This window comes from Chryseobacterium phosphatilyticum, assembly GCF_002899825.2.
Classification (GTDB): Bacteria; Bacteroidota; Bacteroidia; order Flavobacteriales; family Weeksellaceae; genus Chryseobacterium; species Chryseobacterium phosphatilyticum.
This window is the reverse complement of record NZ_PPED02000002.1, coordinates 159,148-174,459: the sequence shown is the minus strand read 5'-3', so window position 1 is coordinate 174,459 and position 15,312 is coordinate 159,148. Positions and strand designations below refer to the sequence as shown.

The following is a 15,312-nucleotide window of genomic DNA, read 5'->3' as shown; positions in this document are numbered from 1 at the left end:
TTATTTTTTGATAAATTTAGACTTGAACAATTCCTGTCCTTTTTCATCAATGGTAATGATATATCCCCCTTTAATTAAAGATGAAATATTAATCCTTCCACTGTTTACATTTCCAGTATTGATCAATTGACCCGTAGCTCCGAAAATCTTATAAGTTGCTTTATCAGAAACCTTAGTTATATTAAGAACATCAGTAGCCGGGTTTGGATATAACTGGATGCCACTATTTTTAAAGTTGCTTTCAGAGGTACCTAAATTACTTGTAATATATACGTTATAATCTTCAACTTCTCCGTAACCAACATTAAGTCCGCATAAAAAGTCAGGAGGTAATGATAATCCTACATATGAGCCATTAGGACCAGCACCAATCCAACCGCCTAAAACTCTCATTCTTAAAGCTTCTCCTTCCACAGCATTACCCGGAATATTAAATGTTCCGCTAACTACAGTTCCCGGTTGAGTCAATGTAATAGGATAATCCAGTACTCTTTCAGATTCAGAGAAAATTCCGTCTTTATTGAAATCAATAAACGCTACTACAGCATCATAATCAGCAGCTCCTGTATTACCTAATGTAACAGAAATAGGCTGAGGCGTTCCTTTTGTCAAGTTAACATGAAGCGCTGTATTTGTAGTATAGTTTGTATATGTACTGCTTGCTGAAGTATTATTTATATTACCAATTGTCACATTTTGAATATACTCATAATCCTGATCATTTGTAACAGTAGAACAATAACGTAATGCTGGTGTTGTAAAGTTTACAGACGCAGAGTAAGTACCTACTGTTGCACCACATACTAAAGCAACCTGAACTTCATACGTTGTATCATCTACCAAACCAGCTATATTAATGGAAGGAATAGTGCTATCCACTTCTGTCCAGGTCGTTGTACCCACTTTTCTGTAGTGTACTTTGTACGTTGCTCCTGTATAAGACATCCATGACACACTCGCCGTATGCATAGTAATATTATTTACCACGACATTCGTTGGTGCAGCAGAACTACACGCTGCCAAAGGTCCTAGCGTTACAGATCCAAGAGCATAGAAAACATTTCCGATTGCAGAAATTCTCACTTTAATCGTTTGTCCGTTTAATGCAGAAGGGAAAGTAAAGTTCTCAGATCCGTCATTAGGAGTTGAAGCTGACAATACAGTCCAGGTAGTTCCGTTATTTGTAGTATAATCAATCTTTACATTAGCAACATTGTAAGGAGCAGCATTAGTATTTGCCACCACCCATTGAACCGGAGTCGGCGTATTAACATCAGCATATTGATTAGCAACTCTGAAAGGTCCATTATCACCTACATTAATTGTCTGAGTTTTAACAGAAGATTGTTGTTGCTGTACATTGGTATTATTATCTCTTACTGTAACGGAAAACTTACTTGTTCTTGCTACCGTTGATACAGATTCCCAAGTATTATTTGAATTAGTTAATGTTCCTGTCAATACACTTTCCCATTTTGGAAAATATCTTGTTGGGCTAGTTGTTGGGGAAACTGATCTAAACGAAGCTCCGGTAGTAGTAAGTCCTAAATTGAAACGATCAATAGGCAGGTCGGCATCATCAACTTCTTCCCAAGTATAAGTCAATGGATCATTTTCAGGATCTGTTGCTGTTGCTGTTAACGCGAAAGCAGTTCCTTTAGGAATAGTAAATGTTGGCAAATCATCAATTGCCGGTGGATTATTATTGATTGCTGTTTCAATGTCACAAGTCTTAGCAATTAAATTCGCTTGAATCTGCCCAATACTTGCTGAATGGAAGTAAGGATCGGAATTAGGTTGAACATCCGTATCAAGACCACCAGTAATTCCAGCATATCCCATAATAGTAGATCCAGATCCCGGTTCCATATTAACACCGCTTCCTTCCAGATTATGAGAGAAAGTATGATTACCTCCTAACTGATGCCCCATCTCATGAGCAACATAATCTATATCAAAAGCATCACCTTGCGGTATTCCGTTAGAAGGAGAAGTAAATCCTGAGCCTTTTCCTTTAGGAACATTTGGTGTAGGATCAATACATACACATCCTATACATCCTGCATTACCTCCGCCTCCGGATTTACCGAATAAATGACCAATATCATAATTAGTATCACCTACATTATTTACATTGGATAATGTATTCTGCAATTCAAGATTCCAGGCACCTCCTGCACCAGCCTGTGCACCAGAATAAGGATCATTAGCCGGATTTATATAAATTACGTTCGGATAGTTCTGTAAATTCAGGTGCAATGCAAAATCTTTTTCAAAAACTCCGTTTACCCGGCTTAAAGTAGCGTTAATTGCAGCCAATGCAGGAGCTCTTTTCTGGTCATCAGTCGCAGTTGCTGGAACTCCTGCCTGAGTCATAAAATATTGGGTATATTCTCCTGTAACTGAAACCACCAATCTCATTGTTCTGAATTTCTTATCAGAACTTTTTGCAAAAGTTGTCGTCTGATTTGAGAAAGACTGCCCTTTTTTCAACAAATCATCTATCTGCTTTTTTGCAGCAGGAGATTCATCTGTAGAACATAAGAAAGAGTCACGATTTTTTCTTGTCTTTGGGTGAATAGCATATACCGTTCGATCAGCAGAGGTGGGCTCAATAAATTCGTATTTATCACCATCAATAACCATAGACTGGAAATCATTTGGTGCTAAACTAAATCTCAAATACTTAGTAGGATTATCAATACTCGCTCCCACATAAGATCCTAAATCAAACTTATCTGCCAGCTCTTTTACAACAACCGGAAAACTGTATACATTAAATCTTTCAATCTTCCCATCCATTGTAGGAAGAGAAATTACAACAGGAACAGAATTAGCTCCCATTTCCTGAGCATTCTTTAACTGAGATCTTAGTAAGTCGAGATCTAATTTATAGTACCCGTTACTTCTTACACTAGAACCATCAGCTTTTAATCCTGTACTTCTTTTATTACTGTCACCTTTAAAGGAAGTTGGCGTCCATTGACCGAACGCTGCTCCTCCTACAAAAGTAAGCAGTAAGGCAGTAAATAGTCTTTTCATAAATTAAAACATAATTATAATTCCGCCAAATATAACTATTTTATGAATTATATAAATGAAATAATACTATATTTTTCAAAAACATACATCAAACAGCCGAATTCATTAAAAAAAATACAAACTTTAAAATTATTAAAGTTTGTATTGTATATATTTTAAAAGGCAATAAATAGTTTTATTAAAACTTATAGGCAAGATTCCATGCAAATCCCATATTGAACTTGGAAGAGCTTCTTCCAAATCCAGGAACAATCATTGGAGAGATATCATCCTGTTTTGAGGTATATACCATGTACCTCGGTTGAAGATTTACATCTATATAGAAATTTGAGTTAAAGAGCTGTACCCTCCCCCCTAATGTACCTTCCAGCCAAAAAGAAGATTGAGATGATGACGGAAAAGCTACTGAAGAACTACTTCCTCCAAATCCACGAACAGGAATTGCCATATACTCCTGATTGTAGAATGATCCGGCTACTTTTCCCCCGGCATAAAATCCATTAAATTCATTTTCTGCATCTTTCGCCAGCATATAAAATGCTCCTAATTTAGCAAAAGGACCATTTGCTTTTGCATCGTAACCATTCTTCTGATATATATTCTTCTCAAAACCAGCTTCTGCAATTAGATGCACATTTCCATTCAATTTTGAGGAAACAAATCCCTGATATACTTTTCTGTCAGAGAAAAAAGAAACACCTGCATTAAGGGCATCAAAACCAACCATAAAGTTGGGTTCATATTTCCAATGCTCCTTTTTTTCCTTTTTCACTTCTTTTTTTTCCTGCGCCCAGCCTAGTATTCCTATTATACTAAAAAAGAAGGAAAAGATTAGTCTTGTTTTCATTCTCTATTTGATTTAGCCCTAATTCTACCTTTTTGACAACATTAGGGGTTATTAATTCTGAAGTTAAATTTTCATAAGTTTTTTTAATACCACATCCAGGCGAGACATAAGCAGATTTTGTAGTATAACCTACCCTCACCTTTGATTGTGGCCCTTTAATTCTGGTTTTAAAATAAAGATCAGTATAAGGTACATCGTCAACACGCAAAGGAATCAATCTCGATGAATTATTTGCTGTTTTACCTAAATCTACAATAGCTCCCGTACCATAATCTACAGCGACATATAGGGAATCCACCGTTATCTCTTTGCCGTCAGCATTTCTAAAAGCAACCCTAATTCTGGGAGTACCTTCACCACTTTCGCAGATATCGTCATCTCCACCACATGAGAAGAGCATTCCTAAAAAACAGGCCAGTATGAGAATTTTAAAATACTTCATATTAAGATTTGAAATTCAAATTTAATTAAATTTATTTTTTAACCAATAGAGCAATATTTTCCACATGATGAGTTTGTGGGAACATATCTACCGGTAATATTTTTATTAAAGTATAATGATCTTTCATTAATGCAAGGTCTCTTGCCTGAGTGGCAGAATTACAACTTACATACACTACTTTTTCAGGAGCAAGTTTTAATATCTGCTCAACCACTTTCTGGTGCATCCCATCTCTTGGAGGGTCAGTGATCAATACATCCGCTTTTGGATGATTTTCCATAAATTCATCGTTAAAGACATTCTTCATGTCTCCACAATAGAAAGTGGTATTGGTAAGGCCGTTTAATTCCGCATGTTCAATGGCTGCGTCAATTGCTTCCTGCACAGATTCGATACCAATAACCTGCTTTGCATTTCTTGCAACATATTGGGCGATAGTCCCTGTTCCTGTGTACAAATCATACACAACTTCATCTCCTTTCAGATCTGCAAATTCTAATGTTTTTCTATACAACTCTAAAGCCTGCTTATAATTGGTCTGAAAGAATGACTTAGGTCCTATTTTAAACTTTAGCCCATCCATTTCTTCCATTAAGAAGCCTTCTCCAAAATAAATATTGATATTTAAATCATAAATAGAATCATTTTGTTTTGGATTAATAGCATAAACCAACGTTTTGATCTGCGGGAATTTTTCTAATAAATACTGAAAAAGTTTTTCTCTGTTAGCTTTCTCTTCTCTATATAGCTGGAATAAAACCATCCATTCTCCCTTAGAGTTTTGCCTCATCATTAAGGTTCTTAAAAAGCCTTCTTGATTTCTGACATCAAAAAAATCTAATCCATTTTCTACTGCAAAGTTTTTCACAGCTAAACGAATCGCATTAGATGGGTCTTCTTGAAGAAAACATTCTTTAAGATCTAAAATCTTACTCCACATTCCAGGAATATGGAAACCTAAGGCATCTCTATTCCCAAAATTCTCTTCAGAACTTATCTCATACTGAGTAAGCCATTTTGCATTGGAGAAAGAAAACTCCATTTTATTTCTATAAAAATACTGTTCATCAGCACCTAAGATTGGCATGGTCTCAAAATCATCAATCCCACCAATTCTTTTTATATTATTATATACTTCCCCCTGCTTAAAATCAAGTTGCTTTTCATAGCTCATATTCTGCCATTTGCAACCTCCACAAGTTCCAAAATGAACACATTTCGCATCTACTCTATATGGAGAAGGTTCCAAAACATCTACCGCTTCACCTTCATAGTAATTGGACTTGGCTTTTTTTACTCTTACATTGACTATATCTCCGGGAATAGCACCTGAAACCAGTACCGTTTTCCCTTCTTCTGTTCTACCAATCGCTACTCCTTTTGCCCCGGCAGCCACCAGCTTAATATTTTCAAGAACAATATTTTTCTTCTTTCTCATTCTACAAATTCTATTTTTTCTAGGAATGAAACCTTTCGGTTCCATTCTGCAAAAATACAATAAAAAAAACCTTATCCGAGGATAAGGTTTTCAACTATATGAAAGTTTATTATTTCGTCTGAGCCGGTTGTGGATTTGCAGGCTGTGGAGCTGCTTGTTGTGCAGCAGGATCAATCTGCATTTGAGGCTGTAATTGTTGAGCATTTGGGTCTACTCTTGGAGCGGAAAGTCCCGTAAGTTTATCCAGAATAACTACCAATTCCTGTTCACCTAAATTGACAAATGATCTGCTGGCAATTTTGCCGTCTTTATCAATAATTACATAGCAAGGTAATTTAAATCCGTAAACACCGTACTTTTTAGCAATTTCAGATTCCATTCCTTTCTCTCCGTACACATTTACTCCTTGAACTCCTTTTAATAAAGAATTACTTGTTTTTACAAACTGATCTTTTGTATCATCTACATTCACAAATACAAAGTTCATTTTAGATTTGTAAAAGTTTACTACTTCTTTTAAAACCGGAACGGTAGCCTCCCCAATGTAAGGATTCCATGAAGCATAGAAAAATAACATATATGGCTTTCCTTTGTTTTCAGAAAGATTATACGATTTGCCATCTTGTTTTACTAAAGGTGCCTCTGGTGCAGCTTCTCCTATTTTAAGCCCTGTAATAGCTACCTGCATTTTCAACAGGTCACTTTTGATCGTAGCATCTTTAATATCGGTATCAATAATCTTTTTGATTTTGTCGATATTTTTAGATGGTGTTGTTGGATGAATATCTGCCTGAGCCATTACAAACGCCAAAAGATAATCTTTTGCAGTTTGAGAAAGGTCTTTTTTAGTTTTTAAATACTGAGCAAACATTTCAGAAGTCGTAATATCCGTCTTTCCTTTCCCATTTGCTTCAGCATATTTCTGGAAATCAGGAGTCATTTTCACCAACAGGTATTGTCTGTACAATGGGATAGTTTTCACCATTGCATCTTTATCGCTATCTAATGATGTTTCATAATCTTTGAAAGCTTTAGTCGCTTTATATGATGGATTCCCTGACATTGGACCATGAGACATTTCATAATTGGCAAGCAGGTTAAGAATTGTTACTTTAACGTCATTCTTTTTCCAGGCCAATAGTCCTTTACTAGGATTATTTTTTTGTGCAAGTTCATCTACATTCTTATTGATATCAGCTTCTACTTTGTGCATTCCTTTTAAAAATGCAGCTTCGTCTCCACCCATCAATGCTCCTAAATTAACTTTGCTGGCATAAGTTGCCAGAAACTTCTGACTTGCAGCAAGAAAGTCATTATTTTTTTTAGCATCACCTGTGATTACATATTCGTTCGGGAAAGTAGCTCCATTTCCAGAAATATTAACATTCTGCCCTTTCTCCAGATAAATCAGATTTTGTCTGTTGGCGTAGTTGATGACATACATCCCATCTTTAGGAGCATCAAAGCTTCCCGAAAAATTCCCATCTTTATCCAGACCTATATTAATTAAAGGTAGGGTTCCTACTCCAGAAGCTTCAACAAATTCAATTCTTTCCAATGGTGAACTTCCAGTAATTTTTCCTTTTAATTCTACTTTTTTTGAACAAGACATCACGAAGATCGCGATGATAAACAATAAAAGATATTTTTTCATTTCAATTTTTAATATTACACAAAAATACGCTTTTTAGGGCTTCTTAATTCGCAGTGGTTATTTTTTTTAAAAAATTTATTATAGTCGATCAAAAGGGACTTTACAAACACTTTGTCTTTCAATTTTTTACTTATAAAAAATCCCCGAAAATGCATTTCACAATCCCATTCAACTACCCTCCAAATATATACTTATTAAATAAAGAATACCTAAAGAACATCAATAAGTTAACAAACTTTAACAGCAAATAATGATACATACAAAAAATCGCCTCCGAAATGGAGACGATTTTTTACATATTTTGAATCAATTCTATCCTTGATCTACAAGAGCAGCCATGTATTCTCTGTTCATTCTTGCGATATTCTCAAGAGAAATACCTTTAGGACACTCAACTTCGCAAGCTCCTGTGTTTGAACAGTTTCCGAATCCTTCTTCATCCATTGCTTTCACCATGTTCAGAACTCTTCTTTTCGCTTCCACTCTACCTTGTGGTAATAAAGCATACTGAGAAACCTTAGCACCAACAAATAGCATAGCAGAACCATTTTTACAAGTAGCTACGCAAGCACCACATCCGATACAAGCAGCAGCATCCATAGCCTTGTCTGCATCTTCTTTAGGTACCGGCATTGCATTGGCATCCAATGTATTTCCTGAAGTATTTACAGAAATAAAACCACCTGCAGCCATTACTCTGTCGAATGCACTTCTGTCTACCATTAAGTCTTTGATAACAGGGAAAGCAGCACTTCTCCAAGGTTCAATAACGATTGTTTCACCGTCTTTGAACATTCTCATGTGAAGCTGACAAGTTGTAATACCTGTATCCGGACCGTGCGCTCTACCATTGATGTAAAGAGAACACATTCCGCAGATTCCCTCACGACAGTCATGATCAAAAGCAATTGGTTCTTTTCCTTCGTTAATTAGATTTTCGTTCAGAATGTCCAACATCTCCAAAAATGAAGAATCTGTAGAAACATCTGATATTTTATAGGTCTCAAACTGACCTTTAGTTTTACTATTTTTTTGTCTCCAAATTTTCAGCGTAAGATGTAAGCCTTTTTTTGCACTCATAATTTTATATTTATAGGTTGGAGATTATTTGTAACTTCTAGTTTTAACCTCGATGTTGTCATATATCAGTTCTTCTTTATGCAACACTTCCGCGTTGATATCGTTACCCTGATATTCCCAAGCTCCGACGTATTTGTAGTTTACGTCATCTCTTTCCGCTTCACCATCCGGAGTGGAGTGATCTTCACGGAAATGCCCACCACAAGATTCGTTTCTATGTAGTGCATCGATAGCCATCAACTGACCCAATTCAAGGAAGTCTGCTACTCTGAATGCTTTTTCAAGCTCAGTGTTCATTCCTTCTCCTTCACCAGGAACTTTTACGTTTTTCCAGAAGTCATTTCTTACTTCTTCAATTTCTTTGATTGCTTCTCTTAATCCTTCAGGAGTTCTTCCCATTCCTACTTTATTCCACATGATGTGCCCTAATTGCTTGTGGAAATGATCTACCGAATGGGTTCCTTTATTATTCAGGAAGAATTCAACTTTTTCTTTAATTCCTTTTTCAGCTTCGTCAAATGCTGCTGAATTGGTAGGAATTGCCCCTGTTCTGATATCTGCAGAAAGGTAATCTGCGATTGTATAAGGAAGTACGAAATATCCGTCTGCAAGACCTTGCATCAATGCAGATGCTCCCAATCTGTTGGCTCCGTGATCTGAGAAGTTTGCTTCACCGATTACGAAACATCCAGGTATTGTAGACTGAAGGTTATAATCAACCCATACACCACCCATTGTATAGTGAACTGCAGGATAAATCTTCATTGGAGTTTTGTAAGGATCATCAGCAGTAATTTTCTCGTACATTACGAATAAGTTACCGTACTTCTCCTCAACCCAGCTCTTACCAAGATCATAAATCTGCTGATCTGTAGGATTGTGAATATGTTTTTCGATAGCGGCTTCTTTACCTTTTTTCATGATCTCTGTAGAGAAATCCAGGTAAACACCTTCCTGAGTATCATTATTTTCGATTCCGAATCCGGCATCACATCTTTCCTTAGCAGCTCTTGATGCAACGTCTCTAGGCACAAGGTTACCAAATGCAGGATATCTTCTTTCTAAATAATAATCTCTATCTTCTTCTTTAATGTTTTCAGGTCTTAGCTTACCTTCTCTGATTGCTACTGAATCTTCAATCTTTTTAGGAACCCAGATTCTTCCAGAGTTTCTTAATGATTCAGACATCAAAGTCAGTTTAGACTGCTGAGTTCCATGAACTGGGATACAAGTCGGGTGAATCTGTACATAGCAAGGGTTTGCGAAGTATGCTCCTTTCTTGTGAATTTTCCAGGCTGCAGAAACGTTTGATCCCATTGCATTAGTAGAAAGGAAATATACATTCCCGTAACCTCCGGAAGCAATCACCACAGCATGAGCTGAATGTCTTTCAATTTCACCGGTTACAAGGTTTCTTGCAATGATTCCTCTCGCTTTTCCGTCAACAATTACAAGATCCAACATCTCATGACGGTTGTACATCTTGATTCTCCCTTTACCGATCTGACGGCTCATTGAAGAATATGCTCCTAACAATAACTGTTGTCCGGTTTGTCCTTTTGCATAGAAAGTTCTTTTTACCTGAACTCCACCAAATGAACGGTTATCTAACTGACCTCCGTAATCTCTTCCGAAAGGAACCCCCTGGGAAACACACTGGTCAATAATATTTGCAGAAACTTCAGCTAATCTGTAAACATTGGCTTCTCTTGCTCTATAGTCACCACCTTTAATGGTATCGTAGAACAATCTGTAAGTAGAGTCACCGTCTCCCTGATAATTTTTAGCTGCGTTGATCCCTCCCTGAGCGGCAATAGAGTGTGCTCTTCTTGGAGAATCCTGGTAGCAGAATGCTTTTACATTGTATCCTTGCTCAGCTAAAGTAGCTGCTGCAGAACCTCCTGCCAAACCTGTACCTACAACAATAATATCAATCTTATCTCTGTTGTTTGGTGCAACAAGGTTCATATGGTCTTTATGATTTTTCCACTTGTCTTTTAAAGGACCTGCCGGAATTCTTGAATCTAATTTACTCATACTAGTATATTGATATTATTGAGTTATAAAATGAAAAACTGCAACGATGATAAATCCTGCAGGAATAAGGATGGAATACCATTTCCCGAAAGCTTTGATTACCGGCGTGTATTTTGGATGTCTTGCTCCGATAGACTGGAATGAAGACTGAAATCCGTGAGCTAAGTGTAATCCCAATAAAACGAAAGAAATCACATATAAAGCCACTCTCCAAAGATCTGCAAACTTCTCATGAAGTTCCGGCCAGAAACGTTCTGCATCAGGAGCAATTCCTTCCACATACTTATAATTGATTTCATGTAACCAGAAATCATACAAGTGAAGCGCTAGGAAAGCCAAAACAACAGCTCCGGAAATAATCATATTTCTAGACATCCATGAAGAGTTCACAGAAGCATTGTTTGATTCATACTTTACCGGACGCGCTTTGTTATTCTTAATTTCCAATACAAATCCCATTGCAAAATGGAAAATTACTGCAAAACCAAGAATAGGCTGCATTAAGAACTGCACAAAAGGATTATAGCCCATAAAGTCAGATGCTGTGTTGAAAGCATCTTTGTTCAGGACTGATAACAAATTGGTTGTCAAATGCAGTATAAGAAAAATCAGCAAAAACATAGCTGATAATGCCATAGCGTATTTTCTACCTATCGTAGAACTCGTTAAACCTGCCATATAAGTTTAAATTTGAATTTCCCACAAAATTAAGAAATGTTAACAATATCGAAAAGTGAGAAATCTCACAATTAGGCAGTTTGTAATCTTTCTAAATAAGAAATTAACATATTATAAATACAAGAAAACAGAACGAAGAAAATCACTATTTTACCACATAAATTGTATTTCTAAAAACTACTTTTTGAACAGATGCAGGAAGCGTTTTTATGTCAAAATGTCTTATTCTTCTTGAAGAACAATAGGGCTTGATAATAAACTGCAGAGCCGTTTTTGAAACAGGACTTTCTGAAGTCCAGAAACAGGTTTTATCCCCTTGTTTTATTAAAAAAACTTTGGTTTTCCCCATATTGAGAAATAGTATTTCTTCTTTTTTATTTTCACAAATTTGATATCCGCTTCTTATCATTAAAAAAATAAAAAAAAAGCTTCCCAATCTTATTGTGTTTTTAACATTAAATTTTATGATGACAGATCTCAGTACATATACGACTACTAACAGAGACAACACTTCGGGCAGGCTCATAGGTACATTTTCAAAAAACAAAACATTCGCTTCAGCAAACCAGTGGATTGCTTTCAACAAAATTTGAATAGCAAAGTCATACGCCATGGTTATGAAGTAAAAATCAAGTCTTAAAGCTATAAATGCAGTCATCAAAAATGAAAAGACAATAATAATTTCTGAAAAAGGCACGATAAAAAAATTAGCAATAACCGAAATGATTGAAAACTGATGGAAGTAGTACAAAATCAGAGGTAATGTGGCCAACTGGGCAGACAAGGATATTGTAATGGTATTAAATATCAGTTTCTTCAAATAATGATCCTGCTTGGGAAAGTAGCGGAGAAGAGGTTGATTTAACCAAAAAATTCCTAAAACAGCAAAATAGCTGAGTTGAAAACCTACATCAAAAAGCTGTTGTGTATCTAAAATCAAAATGATCAACACAGATAATGCCAACGAGTGAAGCAGGTCAGGTTTCCTCTGAAGCAGAACAAAGGAAAAATAGATACTCAACATGATACATGCTCTCAAAACAGAATTCCCAAAACCTATGAAACCTGCGAACAACCAGATAAAAACAAGACTTAACAGTATTACATATTTCCTGAATTGTATGGGAATAAAACGTCCCAATAAAAAATAAAACATGCCAAAAATCACAACAATATGTGTTCCCGAAATAGCCAATAAATGTACCAGTCCCGATCTCCTAAAATCCTCCACAGTACTGGGATCCATTTCCGTTCTATCCGCGAGGATAATCCCTTTCAAAAATGCTTTGGCATTTGCTTCCATCTCAGTTTGAGCAATTTTCTGGAGAATATCAAGTCTAGATTGCCTGATATTGTCAGTAAAGCCTACATCATCCCGGTTCACACTTAAAATCTCTTTTGAAATAAAACTCTGATAGTCAATATTTTTACGCTTTAGATACCGGGCATAGTCGAACTGGAAGTCATATCGCGGAGATTGAGGTTGAGTTATATAGGCATAAGCTTTATAATAATGAGTAAAATCGAGTTCTTTATTTGCCTTCGGAATATAAAGAACTGAAAGAAAGTTTTTCTTCCCTGCTTGTACCCTCCCTGTATATTTTTTGTACTTTTCTGTTGAGTTTAACTTCTGAGAAATTCTGAAAACTATAGTTTCTTTTCCATTGACTATGATTTCCTTTTCGAATGTGGGCACATTGTAGAAATGAAGTATTATCCCTGTTCCAAAAAAAAGAAACCCCAGAAAAATTGGTCTCATCTTATGCAAAAAGTAAGATTGGAAAAATAATACTACTAAAATTCCAAAACTAACTACTGCTACAGCATACACTAATGTATCTCTCAGCAAAAGCTTATCCTGGAAAACAATTCCAAGAATAAAGCATATTGCCAGGATGAGAAGAGGTTGCTTATTCAATTTTAAAAAGTTATTTTCAGAAGGTTAAGAATTCAGATGAATTTTGCAAATACTAAACAAACAGATAAAGGGGCTTTACGATATCAATAGAACGCTTGATTTTTTCCTCTAAAACATGAGAATTAAAAAGCATTTTTATAAATAATCACAAAGTCTAAGATGTTTACCTTAGACTTTATGATAAAAAGAGGGGGCTAAGTTTATTAATTTTTACTACAATGGCAACTTTACTTTATAGGAGCTCCGCCCGCCTGAACAGGCCAATAAGGATTCTGGTAAATTGTTGATTTACCTGGATCTCCGTTAGACGCTAATAAAAAATGTTGATAAGCTATCGGATTCAGGTAATGAGCCTGTGTAAAATTATAACCATTATAAAAATTATTATTTTGCGACGTTATCTGATAAGGTCTTAAATAAATGCTATTGGCCTTAGGAGATACATTTGGATTTGCTTCCGGCTCTGCCCTGAGACGACTAACGCCATTATCTGAATAGTTTTTATACATAGATTCCCAAAGGTTCATTCCTTCAATCTGATAATTATTAATCTGATCCAAAGCTCTCCATCGTTTAAGATCTTCCCAGCGCATTCCTTCAGCTATCAATTCGTTCCTTCTTTCTCTGCGAATATTGTAGAGTGTTCTATCTATTAACTGACCATGTGAATATTTTGCCCAATCATCTTCTTTAGAAAGGTCGGTAGCATTAATTGTAACATAAAAATCCGTTGGTAAACCTGCTCTTTTCCGTAATTGTTGCCAATATACCGTAGCACTGCCGTCCAGGCTCCCGTTTTTAACATAGCATGCCTCTATATAATTGAGGTAAGCCTCAGACGCTCTATAAATCAAGCTGCCCGTAATACTTGTATTCCCACCATAATAAGCCGGATCCCCATACAGCCCTTTTTTTACTTTATACCCAGTCACGGATTTTGATTCATTGATATCTAAAATATTAGGGTATCCCGCTAGTTTATTACCTGTAGAGGATGCATCCATATCATCTTCTGGTGCCAGCAAAAAAAGTTGAAGGCGTTCATCACGATCCTTTCTGACATCACTTAATTCTTTATCTCCATTATAGCCAGATCCGGAAGTGTAAATGGGAAGGCCGTTTTTCATGAGAAACGATTCTATCAATGATCTGGTATAACCTGTTCCTCCTCCGGTATTTAAATAGTTTTGTGTAGAATTGGTAAGGAATTTGGAACTATACTGTCTCCAAAAAAGAACTTCGCTGTATGGATACATATCCTGATCAGAAAACATTTTAAAATAAGTATTGTTGAATACTGCTTTTGTCTGGGTTTGATGTGTATTTGTTACCAAAGGAAATACATCTGCAATTGCTTTGGAAGCATCCATCGCCTCGCCTAAAAAATAATTAATTTCAGAATCAATGTTAATAGAATAGCCGGAAAGATAATCTTTGCCTGCCCCTGGCCAGCCAGGCCCGCCAGGAACAAAAGCAGTATTATTATGATATTTTTCCCAGGTACCCTCATACAATGCAACTCTGGATTTTAAAAACTGCGCAACCTCCTTACTGATACGGTTTTTATTCTCCACAGGCCCTGGTTTTAGAAGTTCAATAGCTTTATTAAGATCTTCTATGATAAATCTTGCTACTTCATTTCTTGGACGTCTTTTTGAAGCTTCTATGAGCATGGCTCTGTCATCAGAATAGACTTCCTTTATAATTGGAAAATCACCCAAGTTCATTAATTTACTGAAGTACTCATTAGCTCTGAGAAAATAAGCTTCTCCTATATAGTGTCGTATATTTGAATCATTGCCTGTAATTTCTTTTTTTGCATAATTTTTTTCAACATTGGTAATAAAATAATTAATATCTCTAATTCTATCAAAATTCCAGACTCCCCCACTGGTTTCTACCCTCCATAAACCTGGATTCCAGCGATCAGAAGCATTTGGTGAAGCTTGATTATCTGTATTATTATCATATCCAAACGTACCTATACTCCAGTCTCCGTGGGAAGGAAAACTATATAATGATATGGTATAGGTAGCCAAATCCTGTTCAGATTTCAGATATACGTTAGGGGTAACTGTATCTAAGGGTTCTCTGTCTAGAAAATTGTTACAGGATATTGTTGTCACAACAAGTAACTGCAATAACAGGCTTTTTATTTTATTTGTATTCATAATAA

The 15,312-nt window shown here is 36.0% G+C and carries 10 protein-coding genes; all 10 read right to left on the bottom strand.

Translation table 11 applies throughout. The features are described 5' to 3' along the window. The 10 genes from C1631_RS07975 to C1631_RS07930 all read right to left on the bottom strand — a co-directional run bounded on the left by C1631_RS07975 (position 1) and on the right by C1631_RS07930 (position 15,307). Positions 1-3,042, bottom strand: a complete 3,042-nt coding sequence (locus tag C1631_RS07975) for a reprolysin-like metallopeptidase (RefSeq protein ID WP_103247466.1) — start codon at positions 3,040-3,042, stop codon at positions 1-3. A 178-nt stretch (positions 3,043-3,220) separates the two neighbouring features. Continuing rightward, positions 3,221-3,889, bottom strand: coding sequence for a DUF6048 family protein (locus C1631_RS07970; protein ID WP_103247467.1), 669 nt, complete (start codon positions 3,887-3,889; stop codon positions 3,221-3,223). Further along, positions 3,855-4,331 (bottom strand): DUF6452 family protein, encoded by a 477-nt coding sequence (locus C1631_RS07965; protein WP_103247468.1) that lies wholly within the window; start codon positions 4,329-4,331, stop codon positions 3,855-3,857. Before C1631_RS07965 ends, C1631_RS07970 begins: the two co-directional genes overlap by 35 nt. Positions 4,332-4,362: 31 nt before the next feature. Next, positions 4,363-5,769, bottom strand: a complete 1,407-nt coding sequence (gene rlmD / locus C1631_RS07960; RefSeq protein ID WP_109712330.1) for a 23S rRNA (uracil(1939)-C(5))-methyltransferase RlmD — start codon at positions 5,767-5,769, stop codon at positions 4,363-4,365. A gap of 109 nt (positions 5,770-5,878) precedes the next feature. Then, positions 5,879-7,423 (bottom strand): TlpA family protein disulfide reductase, encoded by a 1,545-nt coding sequence (locus C1631_RS07955; protein ID WP_109711594.1) that lies wholly within the window; start codon positions 7,421-7,423, stop codon positions 5,879-5,881. A gap of 312 nt (positions 7,424-7,735) precedes the next feature. Continuing rightward, positions 7,736-8,503 carry a succinate dehydrogenase/fumarate reductase iron-sulfur subunit gene (locus C1631_RS07950; protein ID WP_103249530.1) on the bottom strand — a complete coding sequence of 256 codons (768 nt, stop codon included), beginning with the start codon at positions 8,501-8,503 and terminating at the stop codon, positions 7,736-7,738. 24 nt (positions 8,504-8,527) lie between these two features. Next, complete coding sequence (locus C1631_RS07945; protein WP_103249531.1) at positions 8,528-10,540, bottom strand: fumarate reductase/succinate dehydrogenase flavoprotein subunit; 2,013 nt, start codon at positions 10,538-10,540, stop codon at positions 8,528-8,530. A gap of 15 nt (positions 10,541-10,555) precedes the next feature. Then, entirely contained in the window at positions 10,556-11,218 is a 663-nt protein-coding gene (locus C1631_RS07940) for a succinate dehydrogenase cytochrome b subunit (RefSeq protein WP_109711592.1), read from the bottom strand. Between the two features lie 145 nt (positions 11,219-11,363). Further along, complete coding sequence (locus C1631_RS07935) at positions 11,364-13,136, bottom strand: ComEC/Rec2 family competence protein (RefSeq protein ID WP_109711590.1); 1,773 nt, start codon at positions 13,134-13,136, stop codon at positions 11,364-11,366. A gap of 227 nt (positions 13,137-13,363) precedes the next feature. After that, positions 13,364-15,307 carry a RagB/SusD family nutrient uptake outer membrane protein gene (locus tag C1631_RS07930; protein ID WP_109711588.1) on the bottom strand — a complete coding sequence of 648 codons (1,944 nt, stop codon included), beginning with the start codon at positions 15,305-15,307 and terminating at the stop codon, positions 13,364-13,366. Positions 15,308-15,312: the final 5 nt, after the last annotated feature.